The organism is Affinirhizobium lemnae, from assembly GCF_022968395.1.
GTDB lineage: Bacteria > Pseudomonadota > Alphaproteobacteria > Rhizobiales > Rhizobiaceae > Neorhizobium > Neorhizobium lemnae.
The window spans coordinates 42,506-65,076 of record NZ_JALJQZ010000005.1 but is presented as its reverse complement, the minus strand read 5'-3'; the positions used below and the strand labels follow the sequence as shown (position 1 = coordinate 65,076).

Here is a 22,571-nt window from a genome sequence, read left to right as displayed (position 1 = left end):
TCCTGTCCGTTCAGCTTCCCAGATGCTTTTCGCCGCGCTTTTTGGCAAGCGCGATTTGCTTTTGCCGTTGACGATAGCGGTCACGATCAGCTTCCGTGCGCATGTCATAGCAGTTTGGGCAGCAGACGCCTTCCTCGAACAGAGGTGAGGCGCGGTGCTCGGGCGTCAGTGGCTCACGGCAGGCATGGCAGAGCTTGTGATTACCTTCCTTCAGGCCGTGCGTCACGGAGACACGTTCATCGAAGACAAAGCAGGCGCCTTCCCAGAGGCTTTCTTCTTCCGGTACTTCTTCCAGATATTTCAGGATGCCGCCCTTGAGGTGATAGACCTCGTCGAAGCCTTGCTCTTTCATGAAGGCCGTTGCTTTTTCGCAGCGAATGCCGCCTGTGCAATACATGGCAATCTTTGGCTTGTTGTGCAGGCCGGAATTGTTGCGGACCCAATCAGGAAACTCGCGGAAGGTCTTTGTCTGCGGATCGACCGCACCCTTGAAGATGCCGATCGCCGTTTCATAGTCGTTGCGTGTATCGATCAGGATCGTCTCCGGATCGGAGATCAGCGCATTCCAGTCTTTCGGATCGACATAGGTTCCAACGATCCGGTTGGGGTCGATATTCTCGACGCCCATCGTCACGATTTCCTTCTTTAGCCTGACCTTCATGCGCAGGAACGGCATCTTGGATGCGCGGCTTTCCTTGTGCTCGAGATTTGCGAATTCCGGTCGGGTGCGAATGAACGAAAGCACGCTGGCAATAGCCGTATCGGTTCCGGCTATGGTGCCGTTGATGCCTTCGTGCGCCAGCAGCAGAGTGCCTTTCACGCCGGTTTCATCACACAGGGTTTGCAGCGGCTCGCGGAAATCCACGAAGCCTTCGAAGCGGGCAAAATGATATAGCGCTGCAACGAGGAACGAGCCCGGTTCCGCGCCTGCGGAGGAGTTGGTGATGTCGGTCATGACTGGCGAAATAATCCCTTGGAGCCCGCAAATCAACGGAATTCCGAGATTCAGCCTTAAACTGGTACAATCAGGCGCTTTTTCAGTCCGATGCTTCGCTCCAGAGCGTTGCGATAATGCTGGCTTCGCGGGCAGGATCCTCGGCAAAGACATGGCTTGCACGGTCCAACGCCTGTTCCCGCAGAGATTGCTGGCTGCGGATAATGGCGGCATAAAGATGCGCGAGACTGTCACTATCCGGCACCAGCGCCGGGTCTTCATTGATCACCTGCAACAACACGCTGAGATCATGCTCATGACCGAGCAGCGCGACGAGCGCGCGGGCCTCGCTTTCCTTTGCCTTCATGGCGGTCGGCCAAAGATCTCTCAGGATTGCCAGATGCATCCAGTAGATCTGGCCGCATTTGCGCAGTTCGTGAAAGGCATCCTCGGCGCGTGTTTCGTGACAGTTAGCAATTGCACGCTGAGCCTTTCGCAGCTGCTTCGCCCACACCCGTTCCAGCCGCCGGGCGGTTCTTGCCCTGCTTACGGAAATCTCCAGCTCGTCAAGCGCTGCTACTGCATCGGTACAGGTCACAACCGCGTCGCTCAACTTGTGCTCCAGATCGTGCTCTTCCTCGCTTGCGATCCGGTCGCGGCGATCGCGCAAGCATGATTGAACCTCTGCCAGCGATCGAAGTTCGTCCGGTTGATCCGTCACCGACTGGAGATAATCGAGTGTCTCGACCAGTGCAGTCGCATCCCGCACCGTGGAAAGGCTCCTCGCCATGTCTCGGATGCTTGCATTCTCCCGATGGCGGAACTCTTTTGCGTCAGGTTCGACCAGCCGGTAGAGCGCACGCACACGCTTGAAGCGCTTGCGTGCGGCGTGAATAGCCTCATGAACGCCATGCTCGCGCTTTTGCAGCTTTTCGATTGCCGCGTTCAACTGAGAGCGCGTGACGCGGCGAAACTCCTGCGGGAAGGATCTAGAGGGCTTGATGCGAAACGCCATGGATCAACTCCGATGCCAGATCATTCGTGGCCAACATCATGTTCGAATAGCGGCGGTCGCCGGTTACTTCCTCACCGAGCCAGGATGGACGCTCGAAATGGTCCTGTTCGCTTTCCAGTTCAACCTCCGCAACGATAAGGCCGGAATAGAAGCCCTCATAGACATCGATTTCGAAGGTCTTGCCTGCGACCGGAACCCTGTGGCGAACCTTCTCGATGACGATTCCAATGGCGGATGAGGTCAGCTCTTCCGCATCCCTGACGGGGATTTCATACTCGAATTCATCGCGCACCATCGCGCTTTTGCCGACCTTGATGGTCAGGCGTGCTGACGTCCCCTCGATCAACCGGACACGGACATTGCGGTCCTCGTTCACGGTGATGTAGGCCTGCATCAGTTTGGCCCTCGATACCGATTTGGTGCGCCAATCATCGGACCGAACCAGAAACTTGCGCTCGATTTCCTTGGCCATAAGCTTCCCTATCGCGTCTCTTGCGACAACCTATTGTAAACTTCGCGCGCAAACCAGAGCGAGAACGGAAAGCAGGCGGTTTTTCCGCTCGACACCTCGCCGCAGGAGCACTAAGGGTTTTTCAATCGTTTCAAAATCACCCTCCGGGAGGTCCATGATGAGCAGCAAAACCGAAAGCCTTCTGTCCATTCTCAAGCTCCAGCCGGTCGTGCCGGTTCTGATCGTGGAAGATGTTGCCTCGGCTGTTCCTCTTGCGCGGGCGCTCGTTGCCGGTGGCCTGCGTGCAATCGAGATCACGATGCGCACGCCCGCCGCTCTTGATGCGGTGAAGGCAGTTGCGGCAGAAGTCGAAGGCGCCAATGTCGGTGCCGGAACCATTCTGAACGGTCGTGATTTCGATGCTGCCGTGAAGGCGGGATCAACCTTCATCGTCAGCCCTGGCGTCGCGCCGGGTGTCCTGTCTGCGGCAAAGGACAGTTCCGTGCCGCTCCTGCCGGGTGCTGCGACGGCCAGCGAAGTGATGAAGCTTCGCGAGGCCGGTTATGATGTCCTGAAATTCTTCCCGGCCGAGCAGGCTGGTGGTTCCGCTTACCTGAAGGCTTTGTCCTCGCCCTTGGCCGGGACGCTCTTCTGCCCGACGGGTGGCATCTCGCTGAAGAATGCTCGGGACTATCTCAGCCTGCCGAATGTGGTTTGCGTAGGTGGATCCTGGGTCGCTCCGAAGGAACTTGTTTCGGCTGGCGATTGGGCCGGGATCACGAAACTGGCATCAGAGGCGGCGGCATTGAAGGGCTGAACGCCTTTGTATTTCGCGTCGGGCTTCCTATCTCTTGCCTAAAGACCAACAGGGAGAAGATGAATGTTCGACGCGAAGAAGCTTTTGGATCAGTTCCTTGGCTCGCAGATCCCGGGCCTTTCCGGTTCAGTCAAGGGGCGTGCCGATCAGGTGGGCGGCTTTGCTCGCAACAATCCAATGAAGGCAGGCGCGCTTGCCGCTGCCCTTCTGGGAACGAAGACAGGACGAAAGCTCGCCGGTAATGTTGCAACGCTTGGTGGCGTCGCTGCGGTCGCTGGCCTCGGTTATCTTGCCTACCGCAATTACCAATCCGGAAAGGCGCCGCAGTTCGGCCCGGTGGATCCGTCCGCGCTTCAGCCTCCAGCCGATTCTCCCTTCAATTTCGAATCACCTTCACTCAGCAATGATTTTGCGCTGACGCTTCTGCGCGCAATGATCGCTGCCGCCAAGGCGGATGGCCATATCGATGCCTTCGAACGGCAGAAGATCATGGAGAAGGTCCACGAGGTCGATCTTGGTGCGGAAGCCGAGGCATTTTTGTCCAAGGAGCTTGCGGACCCGATCGACCTGGATGCGCTTGTGGCCGCCGGTCGAACCGAGGAGCAACGCGTCGAGATCTACACCGCGTCCCGCCTGGCAATAGACCCGGATACCAGGGCGGAGCGCGGCTATCTCGATCTTCTGGCAGGTCGACTAAGACTGCCAGATCCGCTGGTCGATCATATCGAGGCGACGGTGTCTTCTGCCAAGGTCAGTCTGTAAACGACGTCTCCCGCTCGGGATAAACTAGTGGTTCGATTCCGACATTTGCTTTGAGAGCGTGCGTTGAGCGGAAACCAAATGTCAAATTCATTCTACTAGCGGTGCGGCATGCGGCGCAGTTGTTTTTGCCGCCTGCCTCGCTTAATCCTTCAGCCCAAGAGTGAGGGGATTAAACACAATGCGCGATCTTGCGAATTTCAAGGGCTGCCCGGCGCCGGCACCTGTGCGCCTGGAAGGGCGCTATGTCATTGCCGAGCCGTATGAGCGGGCAGTTCACCGCATCACCCTATGGAATGCGCTTGGTGGCGAGGAGGGGATCAACGATCTCATCCGCTATTTTCCCAACAAGACCTATCGGACGCCGGATGAGTTTGCAGACTGGATCGACGATATCAACACGCGACTCGGTTACCTGACCTTCGTCTTCCGGGACAAGGAAGATGGCGAAGTAGTCGGCATGGGCACGCTGATGCGTCCCGATCCCGCAAACGGTGTCATCGAGGTTGGTTCCATCGCGCATGGTGCCGGCATGACGCGCTCGCCGCTGTCGACGGAAGCGCACTATCTGCTGGCGCGGCATGTGTTCGAAGATCTCGGTTATCGGCGCTACGAATGGAAATGCCATAATGAGAACGAGCCGAGCAAGCGCACGGCTCTGCGCTATGGCTTCACGTTCGAAGGCGTTTTCCGCCAGCACATGATTTCGCGCGGAGCCAACCGTGATACGGCCTGGTTCTCGATGATCGATGGCGAATGGCCGGTTTTGGCCAAAGCCTTCGAGGCATGGCTCGATCCATCAAATTTTGACGACCATGGTCACCAGAAGCGGCGCCTGGAAGAGATTCGCGCTGAACTTCAGGAGCAAGCAGCATGAGCGGGCAGGGCCAGAAATCGCCCGCCATTGCGGCCGCCGTCATTTTCTTTGGCTTTCTGCTGCTATTCTTCGCGATGCCCGCCATCATGCTCTGGCTGGCGGATTTCTCACCGTGGCTTGCAGCGGCCTTCGGCACGGTGGCAGTCCTCTCGTTTTTCGCCATCTTCTGGCTGAGGGCACGGCATCAGCGCAAGCGCGACTGATACCGCTTCGGTTCAGCCACCCTGCACCATGCTGCCCTGAAGCGATGCCGCCAGCAGGGTGGCGCCCACCAGTACGATGAACAGTGCGCCGAAGACCTCGATACCGTTGGAAACGAGGCGCGCGCCGCGTGACCGTGGGCCTGCAAGACGAACGGCAAGATCCTTCGCGCCAACGGCGATGATCGCCAGGATCGAGACGGTGATGGCAGTGCCCAGCGACATGGCGAGCACGGAAAGCGCACCTCCCAGATAGAGCCCGTTCAAAAGCGAAAAGCTCATGACGAGGATGGCGCCGGAGCAGGGACGAAGTCCGACCGCGATTATGGCCGACCAGGCTTCATGCAGGCTGAAATCCTTGGATTTCAGCGCCGCCGGATCGGGAATATGCAGTTCGCCGCAATCAGCACAATAGGTGCCGGGTGCTAGGTCCGCGTGGTCATGGCCCACTTCGATGGCCTGAAAGTTCAGCCCGGTTGCGCCTGTGCCGGGAGTGGCGTTGGCAAAAATCGGCAGCGAGGAATAGCGCGGGCGCAGTTCATAGAGTTTTCGCCCCAGCAGCCAGAGGCCAAACAGCGTGACCATGCCGAAGCTTGCCAGTTCCATAGCCCAGGTGGCCTTGGTCATGGTAATGCCGGAGCCGCGCAGAAGCAGATAGGCCACCAAGACGAGGCCGATTGCCGCCACGCCCTGGAGCAGGGCCGAGATCAGCGAGATCATGATGCCGCGCTTCAGCGCCGTCTCATTCGCGATCATGTAGGAGGAGATCACAGCCTTGCCGTGGCCGGGGCCTGCGGCATGAAACACGCCATAGGCGAAAGAGAGGCCGATCAACGTTTTCAGCGCCCATGGGTCTTCCCGCATGGCCCTCAGCGAACCGGTCAAGGCGCGATAGAAGCTTTGTTGCCAGGCATTGATCCAGCCGAGGAAGGGACCGAGGAAACCACCCGTGTTGAAAGATGGCTCTGCCGTTCCAACTCCCAGCGGCGATTGCGCATGGGCGGCGATGGCCACGCCGAGGATCAGGCAGCCCGCGATGACGATGGATCGCTTCCTCAGCATGTCACCTCCAGACGTGTTGCAAACAGTTTGGTCATGTCCGTGCCTGACGGATCGTTGAAGAAGGCATCAGTCAGCGAGGCCTGGTTCTGGGAGATCACCTCATCCGGATTGGGGCGCACGACCTGCCTCTTGCAGGCTGCAAAGCTTTTTCCTTCCTGGACAAGATCTGCGTCATTGGGGAAATCGATCGAGGTATACAGCGACGGATCGTAGATGCCGAAGGCCAGTCGGCCCTTGAGGTGAACCGGCTGCGACGGTTTGACGGCGAAGAAGGCGAGAACCTGCTGGTCCTGCACGCTGACATGGATGACATCCGGCTTAAGGACCGGGATGTTCTTTCCGTCCTGCGTGATCGTCGTGAAGTAATGGAAGTCCGCAAGCGAGGTGCGCATCGTCTCGCCAAGTTCGGCGAGTTCCGAATCATCCAGCTTACCGTTGGTGTTCTTGTCGAAATCCAGAAGGACGCTGGAGGAAAACAACTCGTCGAAACGCCAGACATTGCGTACTTCGGTCAGTTCGCCCTTGTCGTTGGCCAGCACTTCCATGCGTGCCTCCACGAAGATGTGTGGATGCGCTTCGGCAGAGACCGGAGTTAAGCCCAACAGGGCGGCTGCAAGCCACCGTTTCTTGATCATTTCCGAATCCACGTTGCTGATGCCGCAAAGCTCTCTTCCGCAAATGGGACGGAATTTCGGCTGTCGTCAATCCACCTTCAGTATCAGCTCTTCCTCATGCCGATTTGCGGAACCAGTTGTGAAGGAAATCGACGAAACTTCTGACCTTGGCGGGTAGATAGCGGCGATGGGGATAGACGGCGTAGATGCCGCGGTCGCGGAAGATGAAATCGTCAAGGACAGCAACAAGCTCACCTGATTCGATGGCATTCTTGGCAATGAAATCAGGAATGAGCGCAATGCCTATTCCTGCCTTCGCGGCGCGAAGCGTCGCCTGTGGACTGTTGACTTCGATTTGGCCGGAGACAGACACCGAGATCGTTCCCCCCTGCGGATCGCGGAAACGCAGGTGATTGTGCGTGCGGGCATTGGTGTCGATGATCACCGGCTTGCCGGAAAGATCCTGCGGATGATTGATCGGTCCATGACGGACGAGATACTCGGCCGTCGCACAGGCGTAGATGCGGAAATCAGCCAGCTTGCGGGCGATCATGCCTGAATCTTCCAGCCGGGTCACGCGAATCGCAAGGTCAAAACCTTCCTCGATCAGATCCACGAATCGGTCTTCTGCCACGATCTCGAGAGACACATCCGGGTGATGCTTAGCGAAGTCGATCAGCGACTGGCCCACATCGGCGTCCACGAAGGTACGGGGCACGGAAAGGCGCAGGCGTCCCTTGAGATCAGCATTCCCCTCCCGTACGAGATCAGACAGATTGTCGATCTCCTTAAGGATGTCGGAGGCGCTACGATAATAGGTGTGGCCCGCTTCGGTCAGTGAAAACTGCCGTGTCGTACGGTTCAGAAGCAGGGCTCCCAGATCGTCTTCCAACTCGCGAACATACTTGGAAAGCAGGGCTTTCGAGCGACCCGTCCGCCTTGCGGCAGCAGAGAAGCCCTCCGCTTCGACGACATCTATGAAGGCGCGCATGCGCGTCAGCGTGTCCACACTCTCGTCCCTTTTGTCATTCAGTTTCTTTCGTGGAGCGTTACTCGTCGTTGTGCAATGTGAATTTTGCGGTGAGGTTGAAAAAACCTCTTGATTATGACCGTGATTATTCATATTACCGTGCTGCCCAAAGTCGCACGTGCCTGTGGGTGTCCGCCGACCCTCGAGTGGTGAGGATAATCGGTAAGGTACCTGGAACTAACCCCTCCAGTCGCTACTCCGGCCAACCGGAAAATGCGAGGACATCTTGAAGCAACGACGGTGCGGGCCTTTCTAGTCTCTGCAGGCTTTCCATCAGCCTGCAATACTGAAGAGGCACACCATCATTGCCGGAAGTGCGGTTGGGATGATCCCCTCCAATCCATGGCAGACAAAGCCGGATCCATGCTCTTGGCAGGGCGTTGATCCAAACCCTGCGCAATAAGGCGCGATCGAAGCACCGGGTTTTCCACCGGCCGGGCCTCGTTCACCTTATGGCGCGTCTTTGTCCTCCGGTTCGCCGGAGAAGCTCTATAGGGATCTGACCGATGACGACTGCACGTATTCTCGACTTCCTCCGCACCCGACGTCCGGAAGGCCCTTGCCTGGTTGTGGACCTCGATATCGTCCGCGGCAACTACAAGGCGTTTCGTCACGCCCTGCCGGATAGCGCGATCTATTACGCTGTAAAGGCAAATCCGGAGCCGGAAATCCTGAAGCTGCTGGCTTCGCTGGGTTCCAACTTCGATTGCGCATCGGTTGCCGAAATCCAGATGGCGCTGGCCGCTGGCGCGTCCTCGCAGCGCATCTCCTACGGCAATACCATCAAGAAGGAGCGCGATATTGCGCGCGCTTTCGAGCTGGGCGTCGGCCTGTTCGCCGTCGATAGCCACGAGGAAGTGGAAAAGGTTGCCCGTGCTGCCCCAGGTGCGCGCGTGTTCTGCCGCGTGCTGACGGACGGCGAAGGCGCCGAATGGCCGCTGTCGCGCAAGTTCGGTTGCGTGCCGCAGATGGCTGTCGATGTTCTGGTCTACGCGCATCAGCTGGGTCTGGAATCCTACGGCGTTTCCTTCCATGTCGGCTCGCAGATGACCAAGGTCGATGCCTGGGATTCGGCTCTGGCGGATGCCAAGCGCGTGTTCGCACAGCTCGCCAAGCAGGGCATTTTCCTGCAGATGGTGAACATGGGCGGCGGCTTCCCGACCAAGTATCTGCGCGATATTCCGTCAGCGGAAGAATACGGTCAGGCCATCTTCGCTTCGCTGCGCAAGCACTTCGGCAATAACCTGCCGAAGACCATCATCGAGCCCGGTCGCGGCATGGTGGGCAATGCAGGCGTCATCAAGGCTGAAGTCGTGCTGGTGTCCAAGAAGTCCGACAATGACGAGCATCGCTGGGTTTTCCTCGATATCGGCAAGTTCGGTGGTCTGGCAGAAACCATGGATGAAGCCATCCGCTATCCGATCCGCACGGATCGCGACGGTGATGCCAAGGAGCCTTGCGTACTGGCCGGGCCGACCTGCGATTCGGCCGACGTGCTGTATGAGAAGAACATGTATCCGCTGCCGATTTCTCTGACGGTGGGCGATGAGGTTCTGATCGAAGGCACCGGCGCCTACACGACGACCTATTCGGCGGTTGCTTTCAATGGCTTCGATCCGTTGAAGGCTTACGTCATCTGATCTGTTGGCTCCGGTCTCGAACCGGAGCCGCATCTCACCATTCCCGATTGAGCCGTTTGAACGGTTTTGAGCTTCGGAGGCCAAGATGGCCGCTGTTCTTGACACTGTGCGCGCACTGCTTGCGCCGAAATCCTACATCATTGCCGATGAGACACCGGCAGACGTGGTTGCCCGCGAGGCTCTGCTGGACCGTGCCATGGGAGCGGGCCGTCGCAAGAAGTCGTCCGAAAAGCTGCGCCGGGGTCGTGTTCCGGCGGAAGGGCTGGCTCTGGTTGCCCGTGACGGCCAAGGCCATGTCATCGGCACTGTTCGCCTGTGGAACGTGGAAGCCGGCGTCGGCCGCGATGGCGTTGCTGTGGATGCACTTCTGCTTGGTCCGCTGGCGGTCGATCCAGCCCATGAGGGCAAGGGAATCGGCGCAGCACTGATGCGTGCTGCCATTGCTGAGGCCACAGGCCGCGGTCATGGTGCAATCCTGCTGGTCGGCGATGCGCCCTATTATGAGCGCTTCGGCTTCTTTGCGGAAAAAACGCAGCATCTCGTGATGCCGGGACCTTTTGCCCGCGAACGTTTCCTCGCGCTCGAACTCAAAGCCGGCTGGCTTGAGGGTGCTGCTGGAATGCTGACGGCATCCGGACGCAAGCTTTCCCGTTCCTCTGCTCTGCGCCGCGCCGCCTGATTCTGCCTCACTCTATCTCCAGGAAAGCTCTCTCCTGTCCCTACAGGAGGGAGTTTTCTTTTTTCTCCCGTCAGTGCTGTTGCATTTTTGCAAAATCGATGTGCGAGATGTGGCGAATTGGTGTCCGGGTTGATCATGGTCAAGTGGTGTTGATCGGGATCAATACCACCAAGGGCAGCCGGATCTAGAAATTCTCTTCGACAGACAAGCTCGCGCATCAAGGAGAATATCATGATCAGGAATGGACCAGCCCTTGCCGCCATCATGGGTGCGGCTACGGTCCTTCTTTCGGGCGCAGCGCAGGCGGCGGATTTGAGAGTATCGGATCCCGCACGGGCAGCGCAGGACGCCGTTGCGGCTGCGCACAGCCCCTGGCAGGTTCGCGTTCGTGCGCTGGGCGTCATCCCCAACGATAAGGGTTCCGTCAACGGTGTTGCCGGGTCGGATCTCCAGTACTCGAATTCGATCACGCCTGAACTCGATATTTCCTATTACTTCACGGATAACCTCGCTGCCGAACTTATCCTTGGCACGACGAGCTCGAAGATCGGCGGTGCTGGAACGCTGGCCGGTGTGAATGTGGGCAAGACCTGGATTCTGCCGCCAACGCTCACGCTTCAGTATCATTTCACCGAGCTCGGCGCCTTCAAGCCCTATGTCGGTGCAGGTATCAACTATGCCTTCTTCTATAACGAATCCGATAAGGGTGGCTTCAGCAACCTCAAGGTGGATGATCATGTTGGCGCGGCCTTGCAGGTCGGTTTCGACTACATGTTCAATGAACATTGGGGCGTGAACTTCGATGTGAAGAAGATCTTCCTCGAAACCGACTGGAGCGCCAATCATTCCACACTCGGCCGCCTCTCGGGCAAGGCCAAGCTTGATCCGTGGTTGGTGGGCGCCGGTGTAACCTATCGGTTCTGACTTTTACGCTACCTCCGTGAAGAATCGTTCGGATGGGGGCATCCGGCACCGTGGCAGGTCTCTTCCGTGGGGGTGAGATGGTGGACAACGCTGGACGTGTTGTCCACCATCCTTGTCTGCAATGCCGTTTGATGGAGCGCGCGAACTTGATCGTGCTTCTTGTATATCGGTGTCCTTATCTATGAGTGCTGCTGACAGCTAGCGGTCATTTCAGCCCCAGTCTTCAAATATTCCTGTCTGAACATCGCGATCTGAAATTCTGGCGTTGAGGATTTTTGCAGGGAATTTCGTCGTGAGGAGCACTTCCGACGCCAAAACTTTTGATATTTGTTCCGACGCGGAACACCTTTAACGTTTAATCATCCTGCAGAGCCAATTTTAGGCTCTTGTGGGTAAATCTGCGTTAGCACTAAAATCCGAGAAGTGATGTTTCAATTTTTTAAATTTCACTAAACCCCCCTAAATTTCATATAAATGAAAGCACCCTTATACGTGAATATTCAGATCGCAAGTAATGTAACTGGATTGTCACATTAGAAAGCAATATAATCGTATTTATTTGGAGATTATTGTGAGCAATTCATCTGACTATATTGCGTTGACATCAGCACAGAAAGGCGTCTGGTTAAAAGGAAAATTCTCTTCTAAGGATACACTTTTAGACATAGCCGAAAGTATTGAGATTCACGGCCCCATAGATCCTCAAATTTTTATTCAGAGCCTTGACCATTTATCAAGAGAGGTTGAGGGAACGCGTATTCAAATTGTTGAAGTTGCCGGAGCTCCCAAGATCCGCATAAGGGATGAGCGTGAGGAAGAATTCTCTTTACATGATTTTTCAACAGAGACTCATCCCCGCGCGGCCGCTTATCAATGGATGAATGCGCAAATACGTAAAGGGGACGATCCTGCTATATGGAACAGCAGTCTGCTACGCTTGAGTGAGAACCATTGGATATGGTTTCACCGTGCAAACCACGTTGCTATGGACGGTTTTGCTGGCGGCTTGCTGGCGCGTCGTCTCGCTGTGATCTACACGGCCTTGAAGCGGGGAGAACCTCTGCCTCCCAGTGTGTTCGGTCCGATCACTGAAGCGCTTGAGGTTGAGGCGCAGTACAGGCAATCCGTTCAGTTCGAGCGGGATCGTGCCTATTGGAAATCTCAACTGAGTGGCGTTTCTTCGCCGGTTACTCTCGCTAAACGTCAGGGTCAGGTCGTTGGCGGTCTGTTACGCCATCGGGGCAGCCTTCCGCGCGAGCAAGTTCAAGCGCTTTCTGCTTTAGGTAAGGAGATCGGCTGCACATTGCCGCAATGCCTCATCGCTCTGGTTGCTGCCTATTATGCGCGAGCCACGGATTGCGAGGAATTGACCATGGCGACAATGGTGACGGCGCGAACAAGCCCAGCCATGCGCAGATTGCCGATCATGATGGCCAACGGCGTTCCGCTGCGTTTCAATTTTACGCCAGAACTCAACTGGCTGCAGCTGACCAAGCAGGTCTCCCAGCAAATGATGCGTGCGCTGCGATATCAGCGTTACCGCTATGAAGACATGCGACGCGATCTTGGTATGGTCAGTCAGGATGATCAAGTGGTCCGACTTGGCGTAAATATAGAACCTTTCGATTACGATTTACGGTTCGATGGGTATCCGGCTACCGCTCACAACCTGTCGAACGGCACGATGAGTGACTTCACCATATTCGCCTATGATCGAGGTAACGATCAGGATGTTGAGGTGGATTTTGATGCAAATCCCGGCCTTTACGATGCCAATGAGTTATTGTTACATGAGGTGAGGTTCAAGCGTGTTCTTGACGCCATTTTGGCGGCGCCGGATGCGCCTATCAGCAAAATATCTCTCTTGCTGGATGAAGAGCGCCAACAGCTTCTGCACATGTCGAACGGAATTGAGAAGCCAGTTTGCGGTGAAAGCTGGATCGAACTTTTCCGTAACCAGGTGCGCGACACGCCTCATGCGCTTGCAGTACGATTCAATGATAGAAGTCTGAGCTATTTCGAACTGGATTGCCTTTCCGATCAATGGGCCGCAGTGCTGCGTCAAGCGGGTATTGGTCGGGGTGATCTGGTTGCAGTAGCGGTTCCGCGCTCAGGCAAAATGTTAGTTGCAATGCTTTCGGTTCACAAGGCGGGTGCTGCGTATCTGCCGGTCGATCCCGAAGACCCGGCTCATCGCCTTGGTTTGATTTTCGAGGATGCAAAGACTGCTGCGGTTATGACGACCAGAGCCGCCGCCTCGCATCTGCCGCGCACACAAGGGCCGACTTTTTTCCTCGATGAAGCGCTACCTGAGATCCGCGGTCCTGTCACTTCCTACATGCCAAGCGGCACGGATACCGCCTATGTGATCTTCACATCCGGATCGACCGGCAGACCGAAGGGTGTGGAAATTTCCCATCTTTCGCTACTCAACTTTTTGCAGGCGATGCAAGGCTTGGTGCCGCTGCGGGAGGGCGAGAAAATTGCCGCTGTCACCACCGTCGCATTCGATATTGCAGCCCTCGAACTCTTCCTGCCTCTTATTTCAGGCGCCGCAAGCGTCATTGTCAGCCGCGAGATCGTCAAGGATCCAGCCAGATTGATTGCTCTCATCGAGCGAGAAGAGATATCTGTATTGCAAGCAACGCCGTCACTCTGGCGCTCGCTCGCTCATGAGTTTGGTGGGCGCCTCCACGGTCTTCGTTCGCTCGTTGGGGGGGAGGCCTTGCCCCCAGATCTGGCGCGCAAAATGGCGCTTATGGGGCACGCTGTCCTGAACGTTTACGGGCCGACTGAGACAACGGTCTGGTCTACTTCAATGGCTTTGTCGGGCGATAATCTGGATACGACGCCGATTGGGCGGCCTATCCAGAACACCCAGATTTATGTTCTGGACCGCAGCCTTCAGCCAGTGCCGCTTGGTACGCCAGGTGAACTGTATATCGGCGGTTTAGGAGTTGCGAAGGGCTATCTGCACCGACCCGATCTAACAGCCGAACGGTTCCTGGAAAATCCGTTCAGGCGGGATGGCAGCAGGATTTACAAGACCGGCGATCTCGTCAGATGGCGGGAAGATGGTGTGCTTGAATACATCGGACGTAACGACGATCAGATAAAGATACGCGGCTTCCGTGTGGAGTTGCGTGAGATTGAAGCTGTTCTTGCTGCTTGTGAAGGTATCCGGGAAGCCGTCATCGTTGCACGACCGGACTCTACCGGCCGCGTGCGAATACTAGCCTACATGGTTGCGGAAGCCGGTTCCGCAGTGAGTCCCAAAGTTTTGCAGCATAAACTTGCGGGCCTTCTGCCTGCCCACATGATACCTTCCGATTTCGTTTTTCTGGATGCTTTTCCCTTGAATACGAATGGCAAGATCGATCGCCGCGCTTTGCCGGAGCCGCCTCAGACGAAGCAGGACGAGATCGTGCTTCCTGTGACGGAACTGGAGAAGCAGATCGCCGCCATTTGGTGCGAGATTCTTGGCCTTGAATCTGTGGGAGTTCACAGTAACTTTTTCGATCTAGGGGGCGATTCACTCACTGCGGCGATCCTGATTTCCGCTCTGCGAGCAGCCAAGCTGCCGGAAGTTCCAATTGCATCTGTGCTGGATTCGTTCACCATTGCGCGGCTTGCTCAAGTCATGAGCCGACAGCGTAGCGCAAACCAGTTCGAGCCAGTTCTTGCCATAAGAGAGGGTGGCACACAAACTCCACTGTTCTGCATTCACCCTGCTATGGGTCTGGGATGGAAGTTTGCATCTCTTTCCGCAGCACTTGGTCCCGATGTGCCGGTCTATGCACTGCAATCCGATGTTTATCTTGATGGAGAATCGTGGCGGAGCGAGACAATGGAAACCACCGCCAGACATTATGTGCAACGGATACGTGCAATTCAGCCCAGGGGGCCCTACAGACTGTTGGGCTGGTCGATGGGCGGTCTCGTAGCTCATGAAATGACGAGAATTCTGGCTCTTGAAGAGGAAAGCGTGTCGTTCCTTGCGATGCTCGACTCTTATCCGTTCGTACCTGGCAAACTGGATCTGAAAGAAAGAAGCGGTTTCCTCGTCCAGCAGGCGCTTGCATTTCTGGGTTACGACATGATGGCGCTTGGACCTGATCCGACGGTGGATGCGCTAGAGAATTTCCTCCGTCATCAATGGGAAACGGATGGCGATGTTTTCCGGCAGGAATTGAGGAAAACCAATCCAGAGATCGTCGAGCGAATGAGAGATGCAATTCTGCATAATCTCACAATCAGCAGCGGGTTCCAGCCGGGGCATATCGAGACCGATATTCATATGTTCCAGGCTCTACCTATGAGTTCACCTGGTCTCAATAAGATCTTGAAATATGATCCGGCCATCTGGCAGCAACATACGAGTGGTAGTCTTCACATTCACTCTGTTGCCGCTGGCCACGCTGACATGCTTGAACTTACTCCAGCGAGACAGATTGCTGCAGTCATTGCTCAACTGCTGAGCCCTAAGAAAAACACGGGCGAGGGTCTTATGTCTGCGACGAAAACACTGGTTGGCGGCACGTTGGCTGTGGGACTTGCGGTTTGAATCGTGTTTTGCCCTTGGCACGCGTGAGTTTCGGTTGGGCAGGAATGACGCCCCTTTGTCGTTCTACTGCAGTTCCTGCCCTGCCAAATGAACGGCCGATCAGGCTGCGATATCGATGATGCCGCAATCGCCTGCTTCTGAACCGAAGGACAAAAGCTTGCCATTGGCACTCCAGCTCATGGCGGTGATGGCGCCATTTCCCGCACGGCGCAGCAGCGCCTCCTTGCCATCGCCGACGCGAACGCCCAGCACCATGCCATCGATGTAGCCGATGGCGAGAACTTCCTCGGCAGGATGGAAGGCAACGCAGGTGACCATGATGTTTGCGCGCGTGCCAAGTTCCAGCGGCGCCTTGCCCATAGGGCCATCCTTGGCCGAGAAAGGCCAGACGATCGCCGCTGGCGCACCAGAGGTTGCCAGCCATTTACCCTTGGGAGACCAGGAGTAGGATTTTACCTTGGATGGATAACCGGTCATGCGCATATGGCGGGGTTCACCTGGCTTGCCGTCCAGCTTCCAGCCATGCAAGGCATTTTCCTGCATGGTGGTTACGAGAAAGCGACCATCCGGCGAGAAGGTCACGCCTGTATGCGCACCCTTCCATTCCAGATCCGTCGGCGGTGCATTGGTGTTGACCCAATGCAGGGAAACGCCGTTGTAGCGTGCAGCTGCGATGCGCAAACCTTTGGACGCAAAGGCCAGAGCCTCGACCGTGCGCTCTTCGGTGAATTCCTTGGTTGAACCATCCGGCAGCACAATGATGCTGGCCTTGCCGTAGGCGTAACCCACCGCACCCTGCGGTCCGCCCGCGACAACCGTGATCCACTTTCGTGGCGCTTCGGCAATCAGCTTGCTCGAGCCATCGGCCGCCACACGCATCACCTTGCCGTCTTCGCCGGCCGTCAGCAGGGAGGCGCTGAAAGGGTCCTTGATGCAGGTCAGCATACCCGCATGCAGGGGTGTGACCTTTTCTCCTTCATCCAGTCTGCGCAACTCTCCCGCAGCCGTGGCGAAGAAGGGCGTATCGCCCAGGAAATGTGTCGCAATCACGTGTCCTTCGATGTCGAACGGGGCAACTGTCGGCATTTCCTGGGCAATCCTTTTCTATGTCAGTTCTTGAGGCAGGGCCTGTTATCAGCCATTTGCCTGGCAGGCGAGGAAGCTCTGTTCGATCTTCTCGCGGTCCAGATCGCGACCGATGAAGACGAGGCGGCTTTCGCGCTTTTCGCCTTCCTTCCAGGCGCGCTGGTGGTCGCCTTCGATGATCATGTGAACACCCTGCACCACATAACGCTCGTCATCGCCCGCAAATGCGATGATGCCCTTCAGACGCAGGATGTTGGGGCCTTGCGTCTGCGTGATCTTCTGGATCCACGGGAAAAAGCGATCCGGGTTCATTTCACCGCCGCGCAGCGAAATGGACTTTACGGTCACATCATGGATGGCAGACGGTGCTGCATGGTGATGGTGATCATGCCCGTGGTCATGGTGGTGATCGTGACCATGATCATGATGATGATGGCCATGGTCGTGCCCATGGTCATGATCGTGGTGATGGTGGTCGCAATCCGGTCCGCAGACATGGTCTTCATGGCCATGTTCAAGGAAATGCGGATCGTTTTCCAGCGCGCGTTCCAGGTTGAACGCCCCCTGATCCAGCACGCGGGCGAGATCGACACCCGAACGGGTGGTCTTGTAGATGCGGGCCGTCGGGTTGATGGCGCGTACGATTTCCTCGATCGTCGCCAGTTCTGCCGGCGTTACCAGATCCGTCTTGTTGACGACCACGACATCGGCAAAGGCGATCTGGTCCTCAGCCTCGCGGCTATCCTTCAGGCGCAGCGGCAGATGCTTGGCATCCACGAGGGCCACGACCGCGTCCAGTTCCGTCTTGGAGCGAACGTCGTCGTCCATGAAAAAGGTTTGGGCAACCGGCACCGGATCAGCAAGGCCAGTCGTTTCAACAATGATGCCGTCGAAGCGGCCCGGACGGCGCATGAGGCCTTCAACCACGCGGATCAGGTCGCCACGCACCGTGCAGCAGACGCAGCCATTGTTCATCTCGTAGATCTCTTCGTCCGACTCGACGATCAGATCGTTGTCGATGCCGATTTCACCGAACTCGTTGACGATGACGGCGTATTTCTTGCCGTGGCTTTCGGACAGGATGCGGTTGAGAAGCGTTGTCTTGCCGGCGCCGAGGTAACCGGTCAAAACGGTCACGGGTACGGGCTTCTGTGTCGCAGTATCGGCCATGGGAACCTCCGGGAAATGAGGGCGCTCGCGGATGGAGCGTCAGCGATTTTCGTCCATATAAGCCCTCGTACCGTCGAGTTCAAAGGCTTTCCTTATGTTATATGTTCACATGCCTCACGAGAGCGTGGACAAATCGAAGCGGTGGACGTCATCCAGCAGTTCGAGAAAGCCGCTCACCGCATGTGCAACGAGTTGTTCGCCGCGTTGTGCGGTTGCTGCAGCCGCGTTTCCAGCGACGCCCTGCCTGTTCAGGTCGGACATCTTCCAGCCGAAGGCGTGGGGCCCATAGGCGCGCAGATGCTTGAAGTCTCTGGCGAAGTCGGACTGGCGGGAACCGAAGGAGGCCACTTTCGCCATATCGACCTTGTCCGGATGAAGCGCCAGCATGACGGATGTTTCGATATCACCGCCGTGAATATCAATCGCCTTGGCTTCAGGCGAAATCCAGCCTTCCGGCTGGCCGAAGCGGGTCCAGCTTGTGGCGACGGCCAGCATATTGAAGCGCACGCGTGCTTCGGTCGCAACCACCGTCATCAGCGGAGAATTGCCGCCATGGGCATTCAGCATCACGAATTTGCGGATGCCCTGGTCCGCCAGGCCTTCCGCAATCGCCAGCCAGCGGTTGATGGCCTGCGCAAAGGAAAGTGTGCGCGTGCCGGGCACGTCCGCATGCTCGATGGAATAGCCAATGCGTTCGACGGGAAGGAAGGAGACAGGCAGATCTTTCGGCAGGGCAGTGATGAGGCGCTCGACGAGACCGACGGCGATCAGGCTATCGGTCTCGAAGGGCAGATGCGGACCATGCTGCTCATGGGCACCGAGCGGCAAGACGACAATCCAGTCTGCCCGCTTTTCGGGGGGCAGCATCCTGTCATTCTCGTGGAAGCGGGGCCGGGGCAGTTCTGGGGACATCTGGCGATCACGTTCCGCTTTGGCTAAGGATTGATGAGGCGCAGGCGTGGTATAGCGGGAAGGGCGGGAGATGAGCAAGAAAAAGGGCGAGAAGAAGGAAAAGGCTGGTCGCAAGAAGGCGCCCGGCGGCGCGCATGATCTGGCGCCCGCGCTTGCAGGGGCCGCTCGTTCAATGCGAACGGTCCATTCTCGCAATCTCCTGGAGGCAGGGCTCTATTCCGGTCAGGATGGGGTTATCCTCGCTCTGGCGGAAGGTGAGGCTTTGACACCCGGTGAGCTGGCGCATCGTCTTGGCGTGAAGGCTCCCACCATGACCCGCACCATTGGCCGCATGGAGGCGCAAGGCTTCGTTCAGCGAAAGCCGGACGGGGGAGATGGCCGACAGGTGAAAGTGCATCTGACGCCTCTGGGTCTGCACAGCCTCGAAAAGATCAACTTTGCCACCGCTGCAACCAACTCCAAGGCACTTGAGGATTTCTCTGACAAGGAGATCCGGACACTGCTGAAGCTTCTGAAGGCGCTCAATCGGAACCTGATTGGAGAGGCGCAATCTGAGGATGAGGAAGAGGTTGTGACAGATTGATGACGGCGGATTGCAATCGCGGATTAAATTGTTTAAAGAATTTTTAGATCCGTTAGATCGGGAATCCGCCGGGAGGGGTTGTGGTTCAGAAAATCAAATTGTCGACCATCGCGGAGAGCCTTGGGCTGTCTACCGCGACCATATCGCTTGCGCTGCGTGACAGCCCGCTGGTTGCTTCCGATACGCGGGAGAAGATCAAGGAACAGGCCCGCGCGCTGGGATATATCTACAACCGCCGTGCTGCCAGCCTGCGGACATCCCGCTCGGGTATCATCGGGGTTGTCGTGCACGACATCATGAACCCGTTCTACGGAGAAATTCTCAAGGCCATCGAAAGCGAGCTGGATCGCAGCCGCCAGACCTTCATTCTCTCCAATCATTATGATTCGGTCGAAAAGCAGCGCACCTTCATTGAAACGCTTCTGCAGCTTGGCGGTGACGGTGTGATCATGTCTCCTGCAATCGGAACGCCGCTTGAGGATGTGAAGCTGGCCGAGGCGAACGGTATGCCCGCAATCCTCGTCGCGCGCTCCATGGAAGGAGTGGATCTGCCAACCTACCGTGGCGACGACAGTTACGGCATTTCGCTTGCAACCAACCATCTGATCGGACTGGGTCATCGCAGCATCGCGATGATTGGCGGCACGGACCAGACGTCGACAGGGCGTGACCGCTATCAGGGCTATGTGAATGCGCTTCGAAAGGCCGGGATTGAAGTGGATTCCGAGCTGCGCATTCCCGGACCCCGCACGAAGCAGGGCGGGTTCGAGGCAGCGGTGCATTTCCTGTCCCTGCCGCAGAAACCGACGGCTGCCGTGTGCTGGAACGATCTCGTTGCCATTGGCCTGATGAACGGCATTGCCCGAGCGGGACTTACGCCGGGCAAGGATATTTCCGTCACCGGCTATGACGATCTGGAAGAGGCATCCATCGCCACGCCTTCTCTAACCACGGTCTGGAACGGCCAGACCGAAGTGGGGCGACTTGCCGCCCGCGCTCTGCTCGACCGCCTTGCCGGAAGCCATGAGCCGGATGGCATCCATCTCATCAAGCCGGAGATGCGGATCCGGCAGTCAACCGGACCCTACCAGCCGCGTAGCTGACTTTTTTGCCGCTTGAGGCAATACCGCACAAATATGCCCAAAATCAAAATTCCCCTCCCCGACCCTCCCCACAAGGGGGAGGGAGCAGGTCGAGCGAGCCGCTGACAGCCTAGCTCGCCAAATTGATAATGGGAAAACTGGCGGTTATCGCGAATGCCCCCCGAACTCCCTCCCCCTTGTGGGGAGGGCGGGGGAGGGGTCTATCTGCAAGCGAAGCCATTGGCGTCATGGACTGTGAAAATTGCGCAGAAATAAAGCACATGCGTTTGTTTCTGCGCAATTTCTGACGCAGTATGCGCCACTCGCGTCCGCAATCTCTTCGATAGGAAATTCATCATGACTGACAACAAGATCACCGTGCTCGTGCCGGGCCGCATGCATCCCCGCGTTCTGGAACGGCTGGCGCAGGCCTTCGATCTTCTGCAGACGCCAGTCGGTTTTGAAATGCAGCTTACGGATGAGCAGAGAGCCCGTATTCGCGGCGTCGCAACCACCAACAAGATGCCTGCCGACTGGATCGATCAACTGCCGAACGCTGAAGTGATTGCCAATTTCGGCGTAGGCTATGACGGGGTGGATGCCCGGCATGCGGCAACCAAAGGCGTTCTCGTCACGAACACGCCGGACGTTCTGAACGACGAGGTGGCGGATACGACGATCGGCCTTCTCCTGAACACGATCCGTCGTCTGCCGCTGGCCGAAACCTATCTGCGCGAAGGACGCTGGGAAAAGGAAGGACCGTTCCCGCTCACGCCGCTTTCGCTGAAGAACCGGCATGTCGGCCTTCTGGGGCTGGGGCGTATCGGGCTTGAGATTGCCAAGCGGCTGGAGCCGTTCAAGGTGAAGCTCAGCTATCATACGCGCACGCCGCGCAAGGATGTGAGCTACACCTATGCGTCTTCTGCCGTGGAACTGGCGAAGTCTGTCGATACGCTGATCTCCATCATTCCGGCGACGCCGGAAACGCACAAGATCATCAATGCCGAGGTTCTTGCGGCACTGGGGCCGAACGGCGTTTTCATCAATGTGGGTCGGGGCACCAGCGTCGATGAAGAGGCGCTCGAGACCGCGCTGCGCCAAGGCACCATTGCTGCCGCAGGACTGGATGTCTTCTATGACGAGCCGAAGATTCCAGCCGGGTTCTTTGATCTTCCCACCCTTTGCATGCTGCCGCATGTGGCTTCGGCATCGGTGCCGACACGCAACGATATGGCCGATCTTGTTGTCGACAACCTTATCAAGTGGTTCAGCGAGAAGCAGTTGCTGACGGCCGTGCCGGAAACGCCGGTTACGACCTAATCAGGCTTTTGGTCTATTGGCCGCATAGTCTCGGACGGCGGCTCCGAACGCCTCGAACAGGGCGCGGGAGGGACGATCTCCTTCCGCCCAGTATTCCGGATGCCATTGAACGCCGACGGCAAAGCCCGTGGCACCGATCACCGAAACGGCTTCAATGGTGCCATCCTCTGCCTTGGCTTCCACCTGCAGGCGCGGTGCTTTCTCGCCGATTGCCTGACGATGCAGGGAGTTGACCTGAACTTCTCCGGTCAGACCCAGATAGTGTTCCATGCAGGACCCCTGTTCGATCAGCACCGGCTGGCGGATCGAATACATCTCGTCACGGCTTTCGACCGGCGGCTTGCGATGATCCCATGTGCCGGGCTGATCCTGAATCTCCCGTGCCAGGGTTCCTCCAAGTGCAACGTTCAATTCCTGTATGCCCCGGCAGATGGCGAGCAGCGGAATGCCGTGTTCTATCGTCTGGCGAATGAGTTCAAGCGAGGTGGCATCACGGGCGGGATCGAACGGGCCGTCTGCTTCCGTCCAGTCCGCGCCGTAGAGGGAAGGGTGCACATTCGTGGCCGAACCCGAGATCAGGACACCGTCCACCCGATCAAGAACCGTCTGCAAGTCCGCCCCGGTTTCAAGCGCCGGTATGATGATCGGCATTCCGTTGGCGACCTTCAGCACGGCGTTGACATATTGCGTCTGGACGGCGTGCCAATCCGCCTTGTCGAGATGGCGAATATCGGCGGGAATGGCGATGAGCGGCAGGGTCATAGGATACTCCGAATACAGCTGTATTTTTCACCAGCAGGCCAGTCCAGTGTCAAGCGTAACCCTCAGTCTGCCCTGAACTGCCAAAGTTTT

Annotated in this window: 21 protein-coding genes; 11 read left to right on the top strand and 10 right to left on the bottom strand. The window is 57.2% G+C overall.

What is annotated here, in order from left to right:
- Window positions 1–10 precede the first annotated feature (10 nt).
- The 3 genes from trhO to MUU53_RS04775 form a co-directional block, all read right to left on the bottom strand.
- Complete coding sequence (trhO, locus tag MUU53_RS04785) at window positions 11–955, bottom strand: oxygen-dependent tRNA uridine(34) hydroxylase TrhO (RefSeq protein ID WP_247259865.1); 945 nt, start codon at window positions 953–955, stop codon at window positions 11–13.
- Window positions 956–1,037: 82 nt separating this feature from the next.
- Window positions 1,038–1,949 (bottom strand): CHAD domain-containing protein, encoded by a 912-nt coding sequence (locus tag MUU53_RS04780; RefSeq protein ID WP_247259864.1) that lies wholly within the window; start codon window positions 1,947–1,949, stop codon window positions 1,038–1,040.
- Complete coding sequence (locus tag MUU53_RS04775) at window positions 1,924–2,421, bottom strand: CYTH domain-containing protein (protein WP_247259863.1); 498 nt, start codon at window positions 2,419–2,421, stop codon at window positions 1,924–1,926. Before MUU53_RS04775 ends, MUU53_RS04780 begins: the two co-directional genes overlap by 26 nt.
- 157 nt (window positions 2,422–2,578) lie before the next feature.
- On the opposite strand from MUU53_RS04775, the gene MUU53_RS04770 reads away from it, so the two are divergent.
- The 4 genes from MUU53_RS04770 (at window position 2,579) to MUU53_RS04755 (ending at window position 5,056) form a co-directional block, all read left to right on the top strand.
- A complete protein-coding gene (locus MUU53_RS04770; protein ID WP_247259862.1) occupies window positions 2,579–3,217 on the top strand; it encodes a 2-dehydro-3-deoxy-phosphogluconate aldolase in 639 nt (212 codons plus the stop codon).
- Between the two features lie 63 nt (window positions 3,218–3,280).
- A complete protein-coding gene (locus MUU53_RS04765; RefSeq protein WP_247259861.1) occupies window positions 3,281–3,979 on the top strand; it encodes a tellurite resistance TerB family protein in 699 nt (232 codons plus the stop codon).
- 178 nt (window positions 3,980–4,157) lie between these two features.
- Window positions 4,158–4,853: a GNAT family N-acetyltransferase gene (locus MUU53_RS04760; protein ID WP_247259860.1), complete on the top strand. Its 696-nt coding sequence runs from the start codon at window positions 4,158–4,160 to the stop codon at window positions 4,851–4,853.
- A complete protein-coding gene (locus tag MUU53_RS04755; RefSeq protein WP_062555776.1) occupies window positions 4,850–5,056 on the top strand; it encodes a hypothetical protein in 207 nt (68 codons plus the stop codon). The genes MUU53_RS04760 and MUU53_RS04755 overlap by 4 nt, the downstream gene beginning before the upstream one ends.
- Before the next feature lie 12 nt (window positions 5,057–5,068).
- Here the strand turns inward: MUU53_RS04755 and MUU53_RS04750 are convergent, their stop codons facing one another.
- The 3 genes from MUU53_RS04750 to MUU53_RS04740 all read right to left on the bottom strand — a co-directional run bounded on the left by MUU53_RS04750 (window position 5,069) and on the right by MUU53_RS04740 (window position 7,738).
- Window positions 5,069–6,115, bottom strand: a complete 1,047-nt coding sequence (locus tag MUU53_RS04750; RefSeq protein WP_247259859.1) for a nickel/cobalt transporter — start codon at window positions 6,113–6,115, stop codon at window positions 5,069–5,071.
- On the bottom strand, window positions 6,109–6,750 hold the full coding sequence (locus tag MUU53_RS04745; protein ID WP_247259858.1) for a DUF1007 family protein: 642 nt from the start codon (window positions 6,748–6,750) through the stop codon (window positions 6,109–6,111). The genes MUU53_RS04750 and MUU53_RS04745 overlap by 7 nt, the downstream gene beginning before the upstream one ends.
- A gap of 94 nt (window positions 6,751–6,844) precedes the next feature.
- On the bottom strand, window positions 6,845–7,738 hold the full coding sequence (locus tag MUU53_RS04740) for a LysR family transcriptional regulator (protein ID WP_062555773.1): 894 nt from the start codon (window positions 7,736–7,738) through the stop codon (window positions 6,845–6,847).
- Window positions 7,739–8,265: 527 nt separating this feature from the next.
- On the opposite strand from MUU53_RS04740, the gene odc2 reads away from it, so the two are divergent.
- The 4 genes from odc2 (at window position 8,266) to MUU53_RS04720 (ending at window position 15,566) form a co-directional block, all read left to right on the top strand.
- The gene (odc2, locus tag MUU53_RS04735) at window positions 8,266–9,399 is read left to right on the top strand and encodes an ornithine/lysine decarboxylase (RefSeq protein WP_247259857.1); all 1,134 of its coding nucleotides are present in this window, start codon (window positions 8,266–8,268) and stop codon (window positions 9,397–9,399) included.
- 85 nt (window positions 9,400–9,484) lie between these two features.
- The gene (locus tag MUU53_RS04730) at window positions 9,485–10,078 is read left to right on the top strand and encodes a GNAT family N-acetyltransferase (protein ID WP_247259856.1); all 594 of its coding nucleotides are present in this window, start codon (window positions 9,485–9,487) and stop codon (window positions 10,076–10,078) included.
- A 231-nt stretch (window positions 10,079–10,309) separates the two neighbouring features.
- Window positions 10,310–11,002, top strand: coding sequence for an OmpW/AlkL family protein (locus MUU53_RS04725; RefSeq protein ID WP_377307108.1), 693 nt, complete (start codon window positions 10,310–10,312; stop codon window positions 11,000–11,002).
- A 571-nt stretch (window positions 11,003–11,573) separates the two neighbouring features.
- A complete protein-coding gene (locus MUU53_RS04720; RefSeq protein ID WP_247259855.1) occupies window positions 11,574–15,566 on the top strand; it encodes an amino acid adenylation domain-containing protein in 3,993 nt (1,330 codons plus the stop codon).
- A 99-nt stretch (window positions 15,567–15,665) separates the two neighbouring features.
- On the opposite strand, the gene MUU53_RS04715 is transcribed toward MUU53_RS04720, so the two are convergent.
- The 3 genes from MUU53_RS04715 to MUU53_RS04705 all read right to left on the bottom strand — a co-directional run bounded on the left by MUU53_RS04715 (window position 15,666) and on the right by MUU53_RS04705 (window position 18,734).
- Window positions 15,666–16,652: a WD40 repeat domain-containing protein gene (locus MUU53_RS04715; RefSeq protein WP_247259854.1), complete on the bottom strand. Its 987-nt coding sequence runs from the start codon at window positions 16,650–16,652 to the stop codon at window positions 15,666–15,668.
- A 48-nt stretch (window positions 16,653–16,700) separates the two neighbouring features.
- Window positions 16,701–17,822 carry a CobW family GTP-binding protein gene (locus tag MUU53_RS04710; RefSeq protein WP_165134640.1) on the bottom strand — a complete coding sequence of 374 codons (1,122 nt, stop codon included), beginning with the start codon at window positions 17,820–17,822 and terminating at the stop codon, window positions 16,701–16,703.
- A gap of 114 nt (window positions 17,823–17,936) precedes the next feature.
- Window positions 17,937–18,734, bottom strand: a complete 798-nt coding sequence (locus MUU53_RS04705; protein ID WP_247259853.1) for a creatininase family protein — start codon at window positions 18,732–18,734, stop codon at window positions 17,937–17,939.
- A gap of 70 nt (window positions 18,735–18,804) precedes the next feature.
- Between MUU53_RS04705 and MUU53_RS04700 the strand changes: the two genes are divergently transcribed.
- From MUU53_RS04700 to MUU53_RS04690, 3 genes are all read left to right on the top strand, one after another.
- Window positions 18,805–19,317, top strand: a complete 513-nt coding sequence (locus tag MUU53_RS04700; RefSeq protein ID WP_247259852.1) for a MarR family winged helix-turn-helix transcriptional regulator — start codon at window positions 18,805–18,807, stop codon at window positions 19,315–19,317.
- 80 nt (window positions 19,318–19,397) lie between these two features.
- Window positions 19,398–20,420: a LacI family DNA-binding transcriptional regulator gene (locus MUU53_RS04695; protein ID WP_247259851.1), complete on the top strand. Its 1,023-nt coding sequence runs from the start codon at window positions 19,398–19,400 to the stop codon at window positions 20,418–20,420.
- 336 nt (window positions 20,421–20,756) lie between these two features.
- Complete coding sequence (locus MUU53_RS04690; protein WP_247259850.1) at window positions 20,757–21,719, top strand: 2-hydroxyacid dehydrogenase; 963 nt, start codon at window positions 20,757–20,759, stop codon at window positions 21,717–21,719.
- On the opposite strand, the gene MUU53_RS04685 is transcribed toward MUU53_RS04690, so the two are convergent.
- Window positions 21,720–22,481: a gamma-glutamyl-gamma-aminobutyrate hydrolase family protein gene (locus tag MUU53_RS04685; protein ID WP_247259849.1), complete on the bottom strand. Its 762-nt coding sequence runs from the start codon at window positions 22,479–22,481 to the stop codon at window positions 21,720–21,722. It abuts the gene before it with no gap.
- Window positions 22,482–22,571: the final 90 nt, after the last annotated feature.

Bases quoted from the DNA above. Each gene is read 5' to 3' on its own strand.
- trhO (WP_247259865.1), bottom strand. From the start codon at position 955: ATGACCGACATCACCAACTCCTCCGCAGGCGCGGAACCGGGCTCGTTC.
- MUU53_RS04780 (WP_247259864.1), bottom strand. From the start codon at position 1,949: ATGGCGTTTCGCATCAAGCCCTCTAGATCCTTCCCGCAGGAGTTTCGC.
- MUU53_RS04775 (WP_247259863.1), bottom strand. From the start codon at position 2,421: ATGGCCAAGGAAATCGAGCGCAAGTTTCTGGTTCGGTCCGATGATTGG.
- MUU53_RS04770 (WP_247259862.1), top strand. From the start codon at position 2,579: ATGAGCAGCAAAACCGAAAGCCTTCTGTCCATTCTCAAGCTCCAGCCG.
- MUU53_RS04765 (WP_247259861.1), top strand. From the start codon at position 3,281: ATGTTCGACGCGAAGAAGCTTTTGGATCAGTTCCTTGGCTCGCAGATC.
- MUU53_RS04760 (WP_247259860.1), top strand. From the start codon at position 4,158: ATGCGCGATCTTGCGAATTTCAAGGGCTGCCCGGCGCCGGCACCTGTG.
- MUU53_RS04755 (WP_062555776.1), top strand. From the start codon at position 4,850: ATGAGCGGGCAGGGCCAGAAATCGCCCGCCATTGCGGCCGCCGTCATT.
- MUU53_RS04750 (WP_247259859.1), bottom strand. From the start codon at position 6,115: ATGCTGAGGAAGCGATCCATCGTCATCGCGGGCTGCCTGATCCTCGGC.
- MUU53_RS04745 (WP_247259858.1), bottom strand. From the start codon at position 6,750: ATGATCAAGAAACGGTGGCTTGCAGCCGCCCTGTTGGGCTTAACTCCG.
- odc2 (WP_247259857.1), top strand. From the start codon at position 8,266: ATGACGACTGCACGTATTCTCGACTTCCTCCGCACCCGACGTCCGGAA.
- MUU53_RS04730 (WP_247259856.1), top strand. From the start codon at position 9,485: ATGGCCGCTGTTCTTGACACTGTGCGCGCACTGCTTGCGCCGAAATCC.
- MUU53_RS04725 (WP_377307108.1), top strand. From the start codon at position 10,310: ATGATCAGGAATGGACCAGCCCTTGCCGCCATCATGGGTGCGGCTACG.
- MUU53_RS04715 (WP_247259854.1), bottom strand. From the start codon at position 16,652: ATGCCGACAGTTGCCCCGTTCGACATCGAAGGACACGTGATTGCGACA.
- MUU53_RS04710 (WP_165134640.1), bottom strand. From the start codon at position 17,822: ATGGCCGATACTGCGACACAGAAGCCCGTACCCGTGACCGTTTTGACC.
- MUU53_RS04705 (WP_247259853.1), bottom strand. From the start codon at position 18,734: ATGTCCCCAGAACTGCCCCGGCCCCGCTTCCACGAGAATGACAGGATG.
- MUU53_RS04700 (WP_247259852.1), top strand. From the start codon at position 18,805: ATGAGCAAGAAAAAGGGCGAGAAGAAGGAAAAGGCTGGTCGCAAGAAG.
- MUU53_RS04690 (WP_247259850.1), top strand. From the start codon at position 20,757: ATGACTGACAACAAGATCACCGTGCTCGTGCCGGGCCGCATGCATCCC.
- MUU53_RS04685 (WP_247259849.1), bottom strand. From the start codon at position 22,481: ATGACCCTGCCGCTCATCGCCATTCCCGCCGATATTCGCCATCTCGAC.